The following is a 17,511-nucleotide window of genomic DNA, read 5'->3' as shown; positions in this document are numbered from 1 at the left end:
CGGGGGAACAGCGACGTCGCAGCCCGCGAGGCGGGTGGGCTACTCTCTTGTCGACCGTCCGGTACCCCTGTTCAGGGACCGGAACGAACGAACTCATGACGTCAGCGAGGTCGTCTGAATGGGGACCCCCAACGGACTGCGTCCGGCTCGGCTCAGCATCGGAGTGATCTCCGCGGGCCGCGTCGGGACCGCGCTCGGTGTGGCCCTGGAACGCGCCGAGCACGTCGTCGTGGCGTGCAGTGCGATCTCGCACGCGTCGCGGCAGCGTGCGGAGCGGTGGCTGCCCGACACCCCGGTGCTCCCGGTTCCCGATGTCGCGGCCCGCGCGGAGCTACTCCTGCTGACGGTGCCCGACGCCGACCTCGCAGGCCTGGTGTCGGGGCTCGCGACCACGGAGGCGGTTCGCCCCGGCACGATCGTCGTGCACACCTCCGGTGCCAACGGCATCGGCGTGCTGGCGCCGCTGACCGACCGCGGCTGCATCCCGCTGGCCATCCACCCCGCCATGACGTTCACCGGAGCCGACGAGGACGTCGCCCGGCTCAGCGAGACGTGTTTCGGTATCACCGCAGCCGATGAGGTCGGCTACGCGATCGCGCAGTCGCTGGTCCTGGAGATCGGCGGTGAGCCGTTTCGGGTGCGGGAGGACGCTCGCACGCTCTACCACGCGGCGCTGGCGCACGGCGGCAACCACGTCATCACCGTGCTGGTCGACGCCGTCGAGGCATTGCGCGCCGCATTGTCCGGCCAGGAACTGCTCGGTCAGGAGATGGTCGTCGACGCACCCGGCGGGCTGGCCGAGCGGATCATCGCGCCGCTCGCGCGCGCCTCGTTGGAGAACGCGCTGACTCGCGGGCAGAACGCGCTCACCGGCCCCGTCGCGCGCGGTGACGCGGCCGCTGTCGCGCGCCATCTGGCGGCGCTGGCCGAGGTCGACCCGGACCTGGCCGAGTCGTATCGTGCGAACTCGCTGCGCACTGCTCAGCGGGCACACGCGCCGCAGGACGTGTTCGCCGTACTGGCGGCTGATCGAAGGGGATCCGCGTGAGCGACCGCCGACCACCGAAGTTCACCAGCGGTGAGCTCAACGTCTATCACCGTCCGCTTGACGTGTCGGACGTCTCGCGGGCGCTTCGCACCACCGGCCGCCGCGTGCTCCTGGTGCCGACGATGGGTGCCCTGCACGACGGACACCTCGCCCTGGTCAAGGCCGCCAAGCAGATTCAGGGTGGCGTGGTCGTCGTCTCGATCTTCGTCAACCCACTGCAGTTCGGTGCGGGTGAGGACCTCGACGCCTACCCGCGCACGCTGGAGAACGATCTGGAGATGCTGCGCGCCGAGGGAGTGGACATCGCGTTCACGCCGACCGCCGCCGACATGTACCCGGCGGGGCCGCGGACCACGGTGCTGCCCGGTCCGCTCGGTGCAGAGCTCGAAGGTGCTTCTCGACCAACGCATTTCGCGGGCATGCTCACCGTGGTGTGCAAGCTGCTGCAGATCGTCCGGCCCGACCGCGCCTACTTCGGCGAGAAGGACTACCAGCAACTGGTCCTGATCCGGCAGATGGCCGACGACCTCAACATCGACACCCGCATCGTCGGCGTTCCCATCGAGCGGGAACCCGACGGCCTCGCGATGTCGTCGCGCAACCGGTACCTCAACGACGTCGAGCGCGAGCAGGCCGGCGCGTTGTCGGCGGCGCTACTCGCCGGGATGTACGCGGCTTCAAGGGGTTCCGCGGAAGCGATCGACGCCGCACGTGCGGTCCTCGACGAGGTGCCCGCACTGGACGTGGACTACCTCGAGGTGCGCGACACCTGGCTGGGCCCGGCACCCGCGGAAGGGGCGGGGCGGCTGCTGGTGGCGGCCCGACTCGGCACGACGCGCCTCCTCGACAACATCGCGATCGACATCGGAGCATCGGCGGGAATCGACGGACACCCTCGGGCCGCGTCCGGTGAGAACCACGAACTGCCCTGGAGGAACTGATGTTGCGCACGATGCTGAAGTCGAAGATCCACCGGGCGACCGTCACGGCGGCGGACCTGCACTACGTGGGATCGGTCACGATCGACGCGGATCTCATGGAAGCTGCGGACCTGCTCGAGGGGGAGCAGGTGACCATCGTGGACATCGACAACGGGAACCGGCTGATCACGTACGCCATCACCGGCGAACGCGGCTCGGGTGTCATCGGAATCAACGGCGCCGCAGCGCATCTGGTGCATCCGGGCGACCTGGTGATTCTGATCGCCTACGCAACCCTCGACGACGCGGCGGCCAGGCGGTTCCGGCCGCGGGTGGTGTTCGTCGACGGTGCGAACCGGCAGATCGACATCGGTGACGACGCCGCGCACGTCCCCGCCGGCGTCGCCGACCTCGTCTCGCCGAGGTAGTCGCCGTGCTCCTCGCGATCGACGTCCGCAACACCCACACCGTCGTCGGCCTGGTGTCCGGATCCGGCGACCACGCCAAGGTCGCGCACAGCTGGCGCATCCGGACCGAGGCCGAGGTCACCGCCGACGAGCTGGCGCTCACCATCGACGGCCTCATCGGTGATGCCGCTGATCAACTGACGGGGTCGGCCGGCCTTTCCACCGTGCCGTCCGTGTTGCACGAGATCCGGTTGATGCTCGACCAGTACTGGCCGGCCATCCCGCACGTGCTCATCGAGCCGGGCGTGCGCACGGGGGTGCCGCTGCTCGTCGACAATCCCAAAGAGGTCGGTGCGGATCGGATCGTCAATTGCCTTGCCGCCTATCAGAAGTACAAGTCCGCCGCGATCGTCGTCGATTTCGGGTCCTCGATCTGCGTCGACGTGGTGTCGGCTAAGGGCGAGTTCCTCGGCGGCGCGATCGCGCCCGGCGTGCAGGTGTCCTCGGACGCCGCTGCGGCCCGTTCGGCGGCGCTTCGCCGGGTCGAACTGACCAGACCTCGGTCCGTCATCGGCAAGAACACCGTGGAGTGCATGCAGGCGGGTGCGGTGTTCGGCTTCGCGGGCCTCGTCGACGGTCTGGTGCGCCGGATCCGCGACGACGTCGACGGGTTCGCCGGCGACGACGTCGCGGTGGTCGCGACGGGCCATACGGCGCCTCTGGTGCTGCCGGATCTGCGGACCGTCCAGCACTACGACCGCTACCTCACCCTGGACGGTCTGCGGCTCGTCTACGAGCGCAATCTCGATAACCAACGGGGCAAGCTGAAGTCGGCTCGGTAACCCGTTTCGGCTGCGTACGCAGGCCTAATAACGCTTACGTTAAAAGTCCGATCTTGCAACTTTGCGCGTGTTAGCGTCGCAGCGAATGCGATGCGAATAGAGGGCCACCGCACAGATTGGGGGATTGCTCGCGTCGGGGTGCACGGGGCGCATTCGGCCCGGACGACGAGCCATCTGCGGGCGACATCGGGGTGTCCGCATCGGCGTCGCCGAAAGGTTGGCGACGCAGCCTTCGCCACACCACTTGGACACCTTTTCCGAAAGGCTCGCATGCCCATGTTTCCTTTGCACGCGCAAACAACCTTCACGAAGATTCCGGCCTTCCTCGCCTGCGCGACCCTGGCCACCGCCCTGGTGGCCGGTTGCGGGTCCGACACGAAGACCGCCGAGTCGTCATCGGAAGCGGCGACCACCACCACCACCAGCGAATCCGCCACGACCTCGGCGTCGTCGGACGCGCCGCCGACACCCGATGCGGCAGGTGCGTTGCAGGAGAGCGCGCGGACCACTCAGACGCTGCGAGCGGTCCACATCGACTTGGAGGCAACCGATCTGCCCAACCTGCCGGTCGGCATGGTCAACGCCGACGTAACCAGCATCGAGCAGGGCAACGGTCAGGCCGTCGGCAACGCGACGTTCCGATTGACCCCCGGCGCGACGCTCGAGCCCACTGACTTCCTCGTCACCCAGAAGGTCTTCTACACGAAGGGCGCGGATGGGACGTACGAGTCGAAGGGCCCCGCGGACAAGATCTACGACCCCGCGGTGATCCTGGACAAGGACAAGGGTCTGGCGAAGCTCATCGGTTCCGTGCAGGACCCGAAGGACGACGGTAAGGAGGACGTCGCCGGCATCGCGACCGTCAAGGTGAGCGGGACCATCGACGCCGCGATCGTCGACCCGATCGTGCCGAGCATGGGACAGGGTGGCGGCCAGCTGCCGATCACGCTGTGGATCGCCGACGTGCCCCCGCCGGCCGGACCGCCGCCGACCGCCCTGCCGTCCGAGGCGCCGTCGGAGGGCAAGGGACCGAACCTCGTCCGAGTCGTCATCGAGAAGGACGCCGGCTCGGTGGACGTGACGTTGTCGAAGTGGGCTGTGCCCGTCACGATCCCCACTCCGTAGGTGCGGACGTGAGAGTGGAGCGGGTGGAACCGTTCGTCGGGGCCGCTTCCGCCCGCTCCCTCTCGATTCGCGCTCCAAGAATCCTTCAAGAATTCGTCAACGTCGCTGTTCGACGCTACTGCGGCACGATTGCCGACCGCCGCAGCGGCTCCCGATCCGAAGGAACGACATGACCACCACAGATCTTCCGGAGACCAGGGGTGTTCCGGAACCGGGCGGACGTGGTGCTCCGCCGGGTCCGCGTCCGGGCCCGCCGCCCGACGTGTGGGTCTACAACGGCCGCGCCTACGACCTGTCCGACTGGATCGCCAAACACCCCGGTGGTGCCTTCTTCATCGGGCGCACCCGCAACCGCGACATCACCTCGATCGTCCGGACGTACCATCCGAACCCCGAGGCGATCGAGCGGATGCTCGAGCGCTACGCGCTGGGCCGCGACGCCACGCCACAGGACATTCACCCGAAGAACAACGCGCCGCCGTTCCTGTTCAAGGAGAACTTCAACAGCTGGCGTGACACCCCGAAGTTCCGCTTCGACGACCGCAACGACCTGCTGCACCGCGTTCGGGCACGCCTGCGCGAGCCGCGGACCGCCGCGCACATCGCGCGGATGGACACCGTGTTCAACGTCCTGGTGGCGGTCATGGCACTCGCCTACGTGGCCGTGCAGGTGCTGCGGCTGGGAATGCCCGCCTGGATGCCGCTGCCGATCTTCGTCGTCGCGATGGTGGTGCTGCGCAGCTCGTTGGTTGCCTTCGGGCACTACGCGATTCACCGTCCGCAGCGTGGTGCGACGCGGGCGCTGGACAGCGCCTTCGATCTGAACTACGTCGCCCTGTCGCTGGTGGTCGCCGACGGTCACACGCTGCTGCACCACCCTCACACGCAGAGCGAAGTCGACATCAAGAAGAACGTCTTCACCATGATGATGCGGCTGCCGCGGCTGTACCGGATCCCGGTGCACACCGTGCACAAGGTGGGCCATCTGCTCACCGGAATGACCATCCGCGTGGTCGACGTCATCCGGATCACTCGCAAGGTCGGCGCGGCCAACCTCTACGGCAGCTGGCGCAACGCATCCGCCCACTTCGCCGGCTCGATCGCCGTTCGCGTACTGCTGGTCGCCGAACTCGTCGCCTTCACCGTGTTCGGCGACTTCTGGGCGTGGGCGCTGCAATTCGTCATCACGCTGTGGGTCAGCACCTTCCTGATCGTGTCGAGCCACGACTTCGAGGATGACGACGACGAGGAGGAGGCCGTCGACACCGACGACTGGGGAGTGCATCAGGTCGACGCCGCGTACGACCTCAAAGTCGTCGGCAACAGGTATGTCGACTGCTTCCTGTCGGCCGGGCTGAGCTCGCATCGGGTTCACCACGTGGTGCCGTACCAGCGCAGCGGTTTCGCCAACATCGCCACCGAGGACATCGTGCGCGAGGAGGCCGCGAAGTCCGGGATCGAGTGGCTGCCCGCGAAGAGCTTCGTCACCGACCGGCTCCCGGCGCTGTGCCGGACCTACCTGCTGATGCGGTCACGCGAAGCGGAGGAACGCGACTGGGGTGTCGTCCGAGAGCACCTCTCACCCGCGGCCCTGCGCACCAGTGCGACGTACGTCGTCCAGGGCTTCGCCGGGCTGGGGTCGGTATGAGTTCGGCGCCGTCCTCCGGCCGCCAGCACGACGGCGCCCTGGTCGACCTGGCCGAACTGCCGCCCGCCCCGCCGACCGCGGTCGCCGTCATCGAGAGCATCGCAACGGGAGCGCCCGGCCGGGTGGTCCCGCAGGACGCGGCCGCCGCACGGGTGGCGGAGCTGTTCAACCTCGACGCCGAGCAGCGGGAACGCGTCACGCGGGTGTTCGAGAAGACGCGCATCGACAGCAGGCGGATGGCGATCGATCCGCTCGACCCGGAGTTCGACGAGTTCCGCCGCGCCGCGGGCACCGTGCGAGATCGCATGGGGCTCTTCTACGCTCACGCGGCACCGCTGGCGGTGGAGGTCGCGGGCCGTGCGGTGGCCGGCGTCGAGGGTGGCGCCGAGGCGATCGGACTGCTGGTGTTCGTTACCAGCACCGGCTTCATCGCACCGGGCGTCGACGTCGCGGTGGTCAGGGGACTCGGGCTGTCGCCGAGCGTCTCGCGCCTGGTGGTGAACTTCATGGGGTGTGCGGCCGCGATGAACGGCCTGCGCACCGCGTCCGACTACGTACGCTCGCACCCCGGCCGCAAGGCCCTGGTCGTGTGCATCGAAATGTGCTCTGTGAACGCCGTTTTCGCCGGCGATGTCAACGACGTCATCATCTCGAGCCTGTTCGGCGACGGGTGCGGTGCGGTGGTGGTGGGTGCGGGCCAGGTGCAGCAGCAACTGGCTCCGGGCCGGATCGTCATCCGCGAGACGTTCAGCCGGCTGTTGGATGCGGCGGAGGACGGAATAGTGTTGGGCGTCAACCACAACGGCGTCACCTGCGAGCTGTCCGAGAACCTGCCCGCCTACATCTTCGACGGGGTGGACCCGGTCATCACCGGGGTGCTCGCCGATCTCGAACTGCGGAAGTCCGACGTCGACCTGTGGGCGATCCACCCCGGTGGCCCGAAGATCATCGAGCAGTCGGCACGGTCGCTGGGGATTCCGCCGAGCGCGGCCGCGCACAGCTGGGACGTACTGGCCCGCTTCGGCAACATGCTCAGCGTGTCGCTGCTCTTCGTCCTGGAAGCCATGAAGACGTCCGTCGCCGAACCGGATTCGGGCGGGGAACCGTGCACCGGTGTCGCGTTCTCGTTCGCTCCCGGTGTGACCGTCGAAGGCTTCGTCTTCGACATCGTGCGGCACTGATCGGAGACGTCGCTCATGGCACTCATCAGATTCCTGCTCTCGATATCGAGGGCGCGCATCATCGCGGTCTTCATCGCCGGCTTGATCAGCGGCGTCGCCAACACCTATCTGCTGCTGTTGATCAGGGACGTGTTGGCGCCGCACGCGAACCACCACCAGGCCGTCGTGCCGTTCATCGTGACCGCCGTCGTCGCGCTGATCGCCAGCGTGATCTCGCAGGTACTGCTGATCCGGCTGACCCAGCAGGCCGTCTACCAGCTGCGGGTGCAACTATCCGAAGCGGTCGTCGCCGCTCCGCTGGAACGCCTCGAACGTCTTGGCGTGCACCGGCTTCTGGCCACGCTGACCGAAGACGTGCGAGCACTCTCGCAGGCGGTGACTGCGCTGCCCAACTTCTGCGTCGACGTCGTGACGATCGTCGGATGCCTGGTGGCGCTCGCCGTGGTGTCGGGACCGGTCTTCACGGTCACGGTGGCGGGCACCGCGCTGAGCATCCTCGGCGTGGAGATCCTGCTGCGCCGCGTGAAGCGGCTGTATCGCGAGTCGCGGGAGAACGAGGACGCCCTGCTGCGCTCGTTCCACGCGGTCACGGTCGGGATCAAGGAACTCAAACTGCACCGCGGCCGCCGCGCCGACTTCATGGATCGTCACCTGGTCGGTGCGGCAGGCGAACTCCGCGATCAGAACGTCGACGCCGGAGTGCGCGCCTCGGTCGCGCACGGCTACGGCCGGCTCGTGCAGAACCTCGCGATGGCGGTGATCCTGTTCGTCCTCGCGTCGACGCTGCAGCTGCCCGCCCACATACTGGTGAGCTACGTGCTGATCACCATCTTCCTCGCGATGCCCATGCAGCACTTCATGTCTCGCATCCCGGACCTCATTCGAGGCGACGTGGCGCTGGCCAAGATCCGCGCCATGGACCTCACGATCGCCGCGGGGGGCGTAGAGGACCGGCTGCCCTACGACGGCCGTCCGGTCGCCGCCTCCGCGCGCCTCACACTGTCCGGTGTCGGCTACACCTATCAGGGCGAGCTGGCCCCGACCTCGACGCTCGGACCCGAGCTGCCGCCGATGGGTCCGCCGCGTCCCGGGCCCGGTCATCCCGGCCCACCCGGACCGGGCGGCCCGCACACGGGGCATCGCCCGCCGCCCGGTGGTCCGCCGCCGCCGCACGCCCTGGCCCCCGGTTTTCGGCTCGGTCCGCTCGACCTGCTGCTGGAGCCGGGCCAGATCACGTTCGTGGTGGGGGGCAACGGCAGCGGGAAGTCGACGCTCGCGAAGCTGATCACCGGCCTGTACGCGCCGCAGTGCGGCACCATCACGCTGAACGGTGAGCGGGTGGACGAGCACAACGTGGAGTGGTTCCGGCAGAACTGTTCGGCGATCTTCACCGACTTCCACCTGTTCGAGGACTATCTGGGGTTCGACCGGCCGGGAATCGACGACGAGGTGCGCGAGTACCTCATCGCGTTGCAGCTCGCGGACAAGGTGACGGTGCAGGACGGGCGGCTGTCCACGGTCGCGCTGTCGCAGGGCCAGCGCAAGCGCCTCGCGCTCCTGACCGCTCTCCTGGAGGACCGCCCGCTGTACGTGTTCGACGAGTGGGCCGCCGACCAGGAGCCGGGCTTCCGCGACGTGTTCTACACGCGGATCCTGCCCGGCCTGCGCGACCGGGGGAAGACGGTCGTCGTGATCACCCACGACGACCGCTACTTCCACTGCGCCGACCAGATCGTGAAGCTCGACTTCGGCGTGCGCGCCGCCGATGACGCGCTGCAGGGCACCCGATGCTGACCGATCGCGTCGCCTACCGGTCGTGGATGAGCGACAACGCGCGGTGGGACGCGCTCGAACTGCGCGACGGCGACATCGTCATCTCCACGCCACCCAAGAGCGGCACCACCTGGACGCAGCGGTTGGTGTCGCTGCTCGTCTTCTCCGGCCCCGAACTTCCGGGTCCGCTGGCGATGATCTCGCCCTGGCTCGACCTCACCGCCATGCCGGTCGAACACGTCGTCGCGGCGCTCGACGCGCAGACCCACCGCAGGTTCATCAAGACCCACACGCCGCTCGACGGGCTCGACGTGGACCCGCGCGTCACGTACCTGGTGGTGGGCCGCGACCCTCGCGACGCGGCGGTGTCCATGCTGGTGGACCAGGATCGCCTGTACGCGCTCGAGGCGGCCACCCGAGCCGGTGGGGGACCGCCGCCGGGTCCGGGGCATCCGCCACCCCACCCGCCGCCGGGGCACCCGCGTCCTCCGGTCCCGCCGCACCGGCCCGGCCTCCGACCGCCACCGCAGAACCCGCTCGAGGAGATGCGGGTCTGGCTCGAGCGCCCCGTGCTGGCCACAGAGGGAATCGTGTCGTTGGCCACCATCCTGCATCACTACGAAACCGCATGGAGCAGAAGACATCTGCCGAACGTGGCGCTGTTCCACTACGACGACTACCGTGCCGACCTCGTCGGCGAGTTCGGCAGGCTCGCCGACGCGATCGGCGTGGACGTGGACAGGGCCCGGCTCGAGGAGCTCTCCGAGCACGCCACGCTGGAGTCGATGCGGTCCCGCGCCGCCGAGCTCTCCCCGGAGCTGTGGGCCGGCCCGGAGCCGTTCTTCCGGGCGGGCGGCAGCCGGGACTGGGGGGCCATCGTCGGTGAGGCCGAGCAGGAGCTGTACCGCCGCCGCGGCGAGGAGTGGGCGTCACCCGAGGTATGGGCGTGGGCCCATCACGGTAGGCGCGGCGCCGACCCGGCCCCTCGGGATTGCGCTGACGCAGAAGAAGTTCGAGTAGACCCCTGCGTAGGTTCAATCTCGTGTGGGGATGGTGTGTCGGCCGATCACGCGAAGCTGCGGTCATGCGAGGCCCATTCATAGGCAGTGAAGTGCCTTACTGCTGTGGGCGGTCCCCAGTGCAGTTCGGGAGACTGTGGCGTCCCGGAGATTCAGATTGAGTTGACGCAGAGGAAGTTCGAGTAGACCCCTACGTACGTTCAACCTCGAGGCGCCGACCCGGCCTAGAAGAACGTCCGCACCAGGTCGACCACCCGGCGGTCGCCGTCGAGCAGCGGGATCAGCTGCCACTTGTCGAACACCGTGCACGGATGCGAAACCCCGAACCCGATCCAGGCACCGACCTCGGCGCTGCTGCGGTCCGTCGCGCCGAGGCGCAGGTAGGCGTGCTGGTCGTTGAGCCGTTCGCAGACGCTTGCGGCCAACCCGCGCGGCGTCGGCAGGTCGGCGTCGAACGACACGTCGCGCCGGCCCATCGTCACCAGGGCCAGATCCGGCTCCGGTCGCGAGACGACGCGCCCCCACACGGTCAGCGCGGGCCGCAGTTCCCCGCGCAGCGGCGACGTCCGCTCGTACAGCCCGTCGTCATGGGTCAGATAGCACCCGCTGCGAAGGACGGTGCGTACCGACAGATCCGCGGGCCAAGCGGTCAGCGCCTCGGCGACCACGTCGAAGTACGAACTCCCGCCTGCGCTGACGATCACGGAAGCGGATTCGAACCGGCCGGCCAGCCGGAGCGTCGTCGCCCGCAGCCACCCCAGGTAGCCCCGGACGTCCCCGGCGGTCGCGGCCTCGTATCCGGCCACCCCGACCAGCCGCAGCCGGTCGGATGCGGACACCGCCGCCACCACGCCGTCGACGTCGGCATCCGTGCGACACCCGGTCCGGCCGCCCGCCATTCCGACCTCGACGCACACGTCCAGCGGTCTGCGCGCCCCCGCCAGCGCCGCCGTCATGAGCTCGACACCGCGCACCGAGTCGACCCAGCAGATCACGTCGAACGCCGGATCGGCGTCGAGTTCGGACGCGAGCCAACGCAATCCCGGCTCGTCGACCACTCCGTTGGCGATGATCACCGGTGACGCGCCGAAGGCTCGGTAGACGCGCGCCTGGCTCGTCGTCGCGACGGTGACCGCACACGCGCCCGCCGCGGCCTGCCTGGCGAACAGCTGGGGCGACATGTGCGTCTTGCCGTGCGGCGCGAGTTCCACGCCGTGTGCGGCACACCACGACGCCATTGCGCGGACGTTGTGGTCGAGTGCCGCAGCGTCGAGCGTGCACAGCGGCCCGACCGCGCCGGCGTCGAAGGGGTCGGCCCCCAGCAGCGCAGCGGGCGTCATTCCCGACCACGCGACGGGCAGTCCCTTGTAGCGCCAGTCGAGCGGTTCGTGGGCCAGCGCGGCGACGGTCGCGGCGTCGACGTTCGCGTGGCTCTTCGCGGTCACGCGTTCATTTAAGCTGGCACGTCGTGAGCGCTGCTGATTCCACCGCCGACCTGCCCGAGCAGTTCCGGATCCGCCAGGCCAAGCGCGAGCGGCTGCTGGCCGAAGGGCGTGACCCCTATCCCGTCGAGGTGGCGCGCACGCACTCGCTGGCCCAGGTGCGCGAGGCCCATCCCGATCTCGCTCCGGACACCGAGACCGGCCAGGTGGTCGGTGTGACGGGCCGGGTGGTGTTCGCCCGTAACTCCGGGAAACTGTGCTTCGCGACGCTGCAGGACGGCGACGGCACGCAGCTGCAGGCGATGATCAGCTTCGCTCAAGTGGGCCAGGAGTCCCTGGACGCGTGGAAAGCCGACGTCGATCTCGGCGACATCGTGTTGGTCGAAGGTCAGGTCATCAGTTCCCGTCGCGGTGAACTTTCGGTGCTGGCGGATTCCTGGCAAATCATCTCGAAGGCGTTGCGACCACTTCCCGTCGCGCACAAGGACATGAGCGAGGAGTCCCGCGTCCGGCAGCGCTACGTCGATCTCATCGTGCGACCGGAGGCGCGCACCATCGCCCGCCAGCGTGTCGCGGTTGTCCGCGCGGTCCGCTCCGCACTCGAGCGCAGGGACTTCCTCGAGGTGGAGACTCCCATGCTGCAGACGATTGCGGGCGGCGCTGCGGCCCGGCCATTCGTCACGCACTCCAATGCCCTCGACACCGACCTGTACCTCCGGATCGCACCGGAGTTGTTCCTCAAGCGGTGCTTGGTCGGCGGTTTCGAGAAGGTCTTCGAGTTGAATCGGAACTTTCGAAACGAAGGTGCGGATTCCACGCATTCTCCGGAATTTGCCATGTTGGAGACTTATCAGGCCTATGGAACTTACGACGATTCCGCGGTTGTGACGCGTGAGCTTATTCAAGAGGTCGCCGACGAAGCCATTGGCACCAGAAACGTACCGCTGCCGGATGGCAGCACCTACGACCTGGATGGTGAATGGGCGACGGTGGAAATGTACCCGTCGCTGTCGGAGGCACTATCGGAGGAGATAACCCCCGAAACGAGCGCCGAGCGGCTGTGGGCCATCTCGGACTCGCTGAAGCTGGAACTGCCACGCGACCGCGGTTACGGGCACGGCAAGCTCGTCGAGGAACTGTGGGAGGCCACCGTCGGCGAGAAGTTGTGGGCACCCACCTTCGTACGCGATTTCCCGGTCGAGACGTCTCCGCTGGTCCGTGCGCACCGCAGCATTCCGGGAGTCACCGAGAAATGGGATCTGTACATCCGGCGCTTCGAACTGGCGACCGGATACTCCGAACTGATCGACCCCGTGGTGCAGCGTGAGAGGTTCGAAGCGCAGGCCAGGGCGGCTGCTGCCGGCGACGACGAGGCAATGGCACTCGACGAGGATTTTCTCGCCGCATTGGAGTACGGGATGCCCCCCACGACGGGTACCGGAATGGGTATCGACAGGTTGTTGATGGCTCTGACGGGCCTGTCGATTCGCGAGACCGTTTTGTTCCCGATTGTCCGAAGATCCACAAACTGACGGTTCGGGAATCATACTTGTTGAATGATTTCGATTCTTATGTCAGCATTGTGGCCTGGGTTCAACGGGAACCGACGACTTGCTCAGGCAGAAGGGTCAGTGTGGGCTAATGGCGAAGAAGGTAACCGTCACCTTGGTCGATGATTTCGATGGTGAAGGTGCTGCGGACGAGACCGTCGAATTCGCGCTTGACGGCGTGAGCTATGAGATCGACCTTTCGTCCAAGAATGCCGCAAAGCTGCGCAACGACCTCAAGGGGTGGGTTGAGGCGGGCCGCCGCGTGGGTGGCCGTCGCAGGGGACGGTCAGCCGGTTCAGGACGTGGCCGGGCATCGATCGACCGCGAGCAGAGCGCTGCGATCCGGGACTGGGCGCGTCGCAACGGGCACAATGTGTCCACCCGCGGCCGCATTCCGGCCGACGTCATCGACGCATTCCACGCGGCAACGTAGGCGGATGTTGCCAGCCTGCGATCCGTAACGGTCCCGCACTCGGACGTTTCGCCGACGGCGCAACGATCGGTCGCCGTCGATGGCGAATTCTCGGAAACGAATGCTCACGCGTCCGCGTTGGTCGTCTACGGCTGCGCGACAACCCCGAGCTAACGCGTCGAAGCTCTTACGAGCTGAGGACAGGCGGGGCGGTGCGGGCGGCCGCGCATTAGAGTGACTGATATGTGCAGAGCGCGGTGCGCCGCGCTGGGATTTCCCTCCAACTGCGCTACGTGATGGAGAGCAGGTAACCACCGATGTTCGAACGCTTCACCGACCGCGCTCGGCGCGTTGTCGTCCTGGCCCAAGAAGAGGCCAGGATGCTGAACCACAACTACATCGGCACCGAGCACATCCTCCTCGGTCTCATTCACGAAGGCGAAGGCGTAGCCGCCAAATCGCTGGAATCGCTCGGCATCTCCCTCGAGGGTGTCCGCAGCCAGGTCGAGGAGATCATCGGCCAGGGGCAGCAGGCGCCGTCGGGACACATCCCGTTCACGCCGCGGGCGAAGAAGGTGCTCGAGCTGTCGCTTCGCGAGGCTCTGCAACTCGGCCACAACTACATCGGCACCGAGCACATCCTGCTCGGCCTCATCCGCGAGGGTGAGGGTGTCGCCGCCCAGGTGCTCGTCAAGCTCGGCGCCGAGCTGACGCGGGTGCGCCAGCAGGTCATCCAGCTGCTGAGCGGATACCAGGGCAAGGAGACCGCCGAAGCGGGCACGGGTGGCCGCGGCGGCGAGTCCGGCAACCCGTCCACCTCGCTGGTGCTCGACCAGTTCGGCCGCAACCTCACCGCCGCGGCGATGGAGGGCAAGCTGGACCCGGTCATCGGCCGTGAGAAGGAAATCGAGCGGGTCATGCAGGTGCTGAGCCGCCGCACCAAGAACAACCCGGTGCTGATCGGTGAGCCCGGCGTCGGCAAGACCGCCGTCGTCGAAGGACTCGCGCAGGCCATCGTGCACGGCGACGTGCCCGAGACGCTGAAGGACAAGCAGCTCTACACCCTGGACCTCGGTTCGCTGGTGGCGGGCAGCCGGTACCGCGGCGACTTCGAGGAGCGCCTCAAGAAGGTGCTCAAGGAGATCAACACCCGCGGCGACATCATCCTGTTCATCGACGAGCTGCACACGCTCGTCGGCGCGGGTGCCGCCGAGGGTGCCATCGACGCGGCCTCGATCCTGAAGCCGAAGCTGGCCCGCGGCGAGCTGCAGACCATCGGCGCCACCACCCTCGACGAGTACCGCAAGTACATCGAGAAGGACGCCGCCCTGGAGCGCCGCTTCCAGCCGGTTCAGGTCGGCGAGCCGACGGTCGAGCACACCATCCTGATCCTCAAGGGGCTGCGCGACCGGTACGAGGCGCACCACCGCGTCTCGATCACCGACGGCGCCATCGCCGCCGCGGCGACGCTGGCCGATCGCTACATCAACGACCGGTTCCTGCCGGACAAGGCGATCGACCTGATCGACGAAGCGGGCGCGCGCATGCGCATCCGCCGGATGACCGCGCCGCCGGACCTGCGCGAGTTCGACGAGAAGATCGCCGACGCGCGCCGGGAGAAGGAGTCCGCGATCGACGCGCAGGACTTCGAGAAGGCAGCCAACCTGCGCGACCGGGAGAAGCAGTTGGTCGCGCAACGCACCGAGCGTGAGAAGCAGTGGCGCTCAGGTGATCTCGACGTCGTGGCCGAGGTCGACGACGAGCAGATCGCCGAGGTGCTCGGCAACTGGACCGGTATCCCGGTGTTCAAGCTGACCGAGGCCGAGACCACGCGCCTGCTGCGCATGGAGGACGAGCTGCACAAGCGGATCATCGGCCAGGAGGACGCCGTCCGGGCCGTCTCCAAGGCCATCCGGCGTACCCGCGCCGGGCTGAAGGATCCCAAGCGGCCGTCGGGCTCGTTCATCTTCGCCGGCCCGTCCGGTGTCGGTAAGACCGAGCTGTCGAAGGCGCTGGCGGAGTTCCTCTTCGGCGACGACGACGCGCTCATCCAGATCGACATGGGCGAGTTCCACGACCGCTTCACCGCCTCGCGGCTGTTCGGTGCCCCTCCGGGGTACGTCGGCTACGAGGAGGGCGGTCAGCTCACCGAGAAGGTGCGTCGTAAGCCGTTCAGCGTCGTGCTGTTCGACGAGATCGAGAAGGCCCACCAGGAGATCTACAACAGCCTCCTGCAGGTCCTCGAGGACGGCCGTCTCACCGACGGTCAGGGGCGCACGGTGGACTTCAAGAACACCGTGCTGATCTTCACCTCGAACCTCGGCACGTCCGACATCAGCAAGGCGGTCGGTCTCGGCTTCACCCAGGGTGGCGGCGAGAACAACTACGAGCGGATGAAGCAGAAGGTCAACGACGAGCTGAAGAAGCACTTCCGCCCCGAGTTCCTCAACCGCATCGACGACATCATCGTCTTCCACCAGCTGACGCAGGAAGAGATCGTCCAGATGGTGGAGCTGATGATCGGTCGGGTCGGCAAGCAGCTCAAGGCGAAGGACATGGCCATGGAGCTGACGCCCAAGGCGAAGGCGCTGCTGGCCAAGCGCGGCTTCGACCCGGTGCTGGGTGCGCGTCCGCTGCGCCGCACGATCCAGCGCGAGATCGAGGATCAGCTGTCGGAGAAGATCCTCTTCGAAGAGGTCGGCCCCGGCCAGATCGTGCTGGTGGACGTCGACAACTGGGACGGCGAGAGCAACAACGTCGAGGACGCGGTCTTCACGTTCGCCGGTCGGAGCAAGCCGGCCGTCGAGCTCGAGGTGGATCTGGCCAAGGCCGGAACCGCTGCGGGCACCACCGGAGACGTCATCGCCGAGTAGATCACCGTGCACGCTGAAGGCCCCCGACGAAAGTCGGGGGCCTTTCGCGTGCTTAACGCACGTGCCGTGCTTAGATAGCTGGTGTAATCGACGAGCGAAGGAATCTGGTGAGAATCCAGAACGGTCGCGCCACTGTGAACAGTCAGACCCGACGCCGTCACCCCCGATACGGGACGCGAAATCCCGAAAGGACAGATGACATGACATCTCCAGAGGCACGCAGCGCCAAGGCTCCTGCGATCGACATCTCGGCCGCCAGCGCGGCGGTGTGGCTGTCCGCCACCGCCTTCCTCGCGCTGCTGGTGCTCTACTTCGTCGGCCTGGATCAGGGCGCGACGTCGGTATTCGGCAGCGACACCCACATTCACGAGTTCATCCACGACGCCCGCCATCTCCTCGGCTTCCCCTGCCACTGACGAACCGGCCGGAAGCAGAGGAACCCAAACGAATATGGAGAAGCAGATCATCGGGCGCGGCTTGCTGGCCGGCGCCCTGGCCGGGCTACTCACCTTCGTCTTCTCGCGTCTCCTGATCGAGCCGATCATCGAGCTCGCGATCGACTACGAGGACGGCATCGGAGAAGCGCACCAGGCCCTCGAAGATGCAGCGGCGGCGTCAACGGGTATTGCTGCGCACAGCCACGGCGCCGACGGCGGCGGCTTCAGTCGTGCCATCCAGATGAACCTCGGCATGGGCATCGGGGTGGTGCTGTTCAGCCTCGCCATCGGCGCGCTGTTCGCCGTCGTCTACACCGTGGCCTACGGCCGCGTCGGGAACGTGTCGGCCAGGCTGTTGTCGCTGTACGTCGCCGGCGGAATGCTCGTCAGCCTGTACGTGGTGCCGTTCCTGAAGTATCCGGCGAGTCCGCCCGCGCTCAGCCTCGACGAGACTATCCGCCAGCGCACCCTGCTGTACCTGCTGCTGGTGGTGCTGTCGGCGGCGCTGTTGGTCGGCGCGGTGTATCTGGGTCGACGGCTCAACGAGAAGCTGGGCGCGTGGAACGCCACCCTGGTCGCGGCCGCCGGCTACGTCGTCGCCATTGCGGTGCTGATGCTCGTCCTCCCCACCGTCGACGAGACGCCCGGCCCGCTGACCGACGAGGCGGGCACCATCGTCTACGAGGGGTTCCCCGCCGACCTGCTGTACGAGTTCCGGCTGTACTCCCTCGGCGCGCAGGTCGTGATGTACGCGACGATCGGACTGGTCTTCGCAGCACTCGTCTCGAGGCTGCTCGACGGGAAGCGGCAGGACGCGCTGTCGGCATGAGTCGG

The 17,511-nt window shown here is 67.6% G+C and carries 15 protein-coding genes; 14 read left to right on the top strand and 1 reads right to left on the bottom strand.

Going from position 1 to position 17,511, the window contains the following annotated elements; genetic code table 11:
- Nucleotides 1–118 precede the first annotated feature (118 nt).
- From NM203_RS25795 to NM203_RS25755, 9 genes are all read left to right on the top strand, one after another.
- Nucleotides 119–1,048: a Rossmann-like and DUF2520 domain-containing protein gene (locus NM203_RS25795; protein ID WP_255063452.1), complete on the top strand. Its 930-nt coding sequence runs from the start codon at nucleotides 119–121 to the stop codon at nucleotides 1,046–1,048.
- Complete coding sequence (panC, locus tag NM203_RS25790; RefSeq protein WP_255063451.1) at nucleotides 1,045–1,989, top strand: pantoate--beta-alanine ligase; 945 nt, start codon at nucleotides 1,045–1,047, stop codon at nucleotides 1,987–1,989. Before NM203_RS25795 ends, panC begins: the two co-directional genes overlap by 4 nt.
- Nucleotides 1,989–2,396: an aspartate 1-decarboxylase gene (panD, locus tag NM203_RS25785; protein ID WP_255063450.1), complete on the top strand. Its 408-nt coding sequence runs from the start codon at nucleotides 1,989–1,991 to the stop codon at nucleotides 2,394–2,396. The genes panC and panD overlap by 1 nt, the downstream gene beginning before the upstream one ends.
- Nucleotides 2,397–2,401: 5 nt before the next feature.
- A complete protein-coding gene (locus tag NM203_RS25780; RefSeq protein WP_255063449.1) occupies nucleotides 2,402–3,217 on the top strand; it encodes a type III pantothenate kinase in 816 nt (271 codons plus the stop codon).
- 270 nt (nucleotides 3,218–3,487) lie between these two features.
- Entirely contained in the window at nucleotides 3,488–4,342 is an 855-nt protein-coding gene (locus NM203_RS25775) for an LppX_LprAFG lipoprotein (RefSeq protein WP_255063448.1), read from the top strand.
- A 169-nt stretch (nucleotides 4,343–4,511) separates the two neighbouring features.
- Nucleotides 4,512–5,990, top strand: a complete 1,479-nt coding sequence (locus NM203_RS25770) for a fatty acid desaturase (RefSeq protein WP_255063447.1) — start codon at nucleotides 4,512–4,514, stop codon at nucleotides 5,988–5,990.
- Nucleotides 5,987–7,171, top strand: coding sequence for a type III polyketide synthase (locus NM203_RS25765; protein ID WP_255063446.1), 1,185 nt, complete (start codon nucleotides 5,987–5,989; stop codon nucleotides 7,169–7,171). Before NM203_RS25770 ends, NM203_RS25765 begins: the two co-directional genes overlap by 4 nt.
- A gap of 15 nt (nucleotides 7,172–7,186) precedes the next feature.
- Nucleotides 7,187–8,965, top strand: coding sequence for an ATP-binding cassette domain-containing protein (locus tag NM203_RS25760; RefSeq protein ID WP_255063445.1), 1,779 nt, complete (start codon nucleotides 7,187–7,189; stop codon nucleotides 8,963–8,965).
- On the top strand, nucleotides 8,959–10,047 hold the full coding sequence (locus NM203_RS25755) for a sulfotransferase domain-containing protein (RefSeq protein WP_303625201.1): 1,089 nt from the start codon (nucleotides 8,959–8,961) through the stop codon (nucleotides 10,045–10,047). The genes NM203_RS25760 and NM203_RS25755 overlap by 7 nt, the downstream gene beginning before the upstream one ends.
- Before the next feature lie 140 nt (nucleotides 10,048–10,187).
- Here NM203_RS25755 and NM203_RS25750 read toward each other — a convergent pair whose 3' ends face one another.
- On the bottom strand, nucleotides 10,188–11,408 hold the full coding sequence (locus tag NM203_RS25750) for an alanine racemase (RefSeq protein ID WP_255063444.1): 1,221 nt from the start codon (nucleotides 11,406–11,408) through the stop codon (nucleotides 10,188–10,190).
- A 23-nt stretch (nucleotides 11,409–11,431) separates the two neighbouring features.
- On the opposite strand from NM203_RS25750, the gene lysS reads away from it, so the two are divergent.
- The 5 genes from lysS to NM203_RS25725 all read left to right on the top strand — a co-directional run bounded on the left by lysS (nucleotide 11,432) and on the right by NM203_RS25725 (nucleotide 17,506).
- Nucleotides 11,432–12,937 (top strand): lysine--tRNA ligase, encoded by a 1,506-nt coding sequence (gene lysS / locus NM203_RS25745; protein ID WP_255063443.1) that lies wholly within the window; start codon nucleotides 11,432–11,434, stop codon nucleotides 12,935–12,937.
- A gap of 109 nt (nucleotides 12,938–13,046) precedes the next feature.
- Nucleotides 13,047–13,388, top strand: a complete 342-nt coding sequence (gene lsr2 / locus NM203_RS25740; protein ID WP_255063442.1) for a histone-like nucleoid-structuring protein Lsr2 — start codon at nucleotides 13,047–13,049, stop codon at nucleotides 13,386–13,388.
- Nucleotides 13,389–13,684: 296 nt separating this feature from the next.
- A complete protein-coding gene (gene clpC1, locus NM203_RS25735; RefSeq protein ID WP_255063441.1) occupies nucleotides 13,685–16,240 on the top strand; it encodes an ATP-dependent protease ATP-binding subunit ClpC in 2,556 nt (851 codons plus the stop codon).
- A gap of 200 nt (nucleotides 16,241–16,440) precedes the next feature.
- Nucleotides 16,441–16,656 (top strand): CbtB domain-containing protein, encoded by a 216-nt coding sequence (locus NM203_RS25730; protein ID WP_255063440.1) that lies wholly within the window; start codon nucleotides 16,441–16,443, stop codon nucleotides 16,654–16,656.
- Nucleotides 16,657–16,690: 34 nt separating this feature from the next.
- A complete protein-coding gene (locus tag NM203_RS25725; protein ID WP_255063439.1) occupies nucleotides 16,691–17,506 on the top strand; it encodes a CbtA family protein in 816 nt (271 codons plus the stop codon).
- The last annotated feature ends 5 nt before the right edge of the window (nucleotides 17,507–17,511 follow it).

Source organism: Mycolicibacterium arenosum (assembly GCF_024320865.1).
Lineage (GTDB): Bacteria > Actinomycetota > Actinomycetes > Mycobacteriales > Mycobacteriaceae > Mycobacterium > Mycobacterium arenosum.
This window is presented reverse-complemented; position numbering and strand designations above follow the sequence as displayed.

Bases quoted from the DNA above. Each gene is read 5' to 3' on its own strand.
- NM203_RS25795 (WP_255063452.1), top strand. From the start codon at position 119: ATGGGGACCCCCAACGGACTGCGTCCGGCTCGGCTCAGCATCGGAGTG.
- panD (WP_255063450.1), top strand. From the start codon at position 1,989: ATGTTGCGCACGATGCTGAAGTCGAAGATCCACCGGGCGACCGTCACG.
- NM203_RS25775 (WP_255063448.1), top strand. From the start codon at position 3,488: ATGCCCATGTTTCCTTTGCACGCGCAAACAACCTTCACGAAGATTCCG.
- NM203_RS25770 (WP_255063447.1), top strand. From the start codon at position 4,512: ATGACCACCACAGATCTTCCGGAGACCAGGGGTGTTCCGGAACCGGGC.
- NM203_RS25765 (WP_255063446.1), top strand. From the start codon at position 5,987: ATGAGTTCGGCGCCGTCCTCCGGCCGCCAGCACGACGGCGCCCTGGTC.
- NM203_RS25760 (WP_255063445.1), top strand. From the start codon at position 7,187: ATGGCACTCATCAGATTCCTGCTCTCGATATCGAGGGCGCGCATCATC.
- NM203_RS25755 (WP_303625201.1), top strand. From the start codon at position 8,959: ATGCTGACCGATCGCGTCGCCTACCGGTCGTGGATGAGCGACAACGCG.
- lsr2 (WP_255063442.1), top strand. From the start codon at position 13,047: ATGGCGAAGAAGGTAACCGTCACCTTGGTCGATGATTTCGATGGTGAA.
- clpC1 (WP_255063441.1), top strand. From the start codon at position 13,685: ATGTTCGAACGCTTCACCGACCGCGCTCGGCGCGTTGTCGTCCTGGCC.
- NM203_RS25730 (WP_255063440.1), top strand. From the start codon at position 16,441: ATGACATCTCCAGAGGCACGCAGCGCCAAGGCTCCTGCGATCGACATC.
- NM203_RS25725 (WP_255063439.1), top strand. From the start codon at position 16,691: ATGGAGAAGCAGATCATCGGGCGCGGCTTGCTGGCCGGCGCCCTGGCC.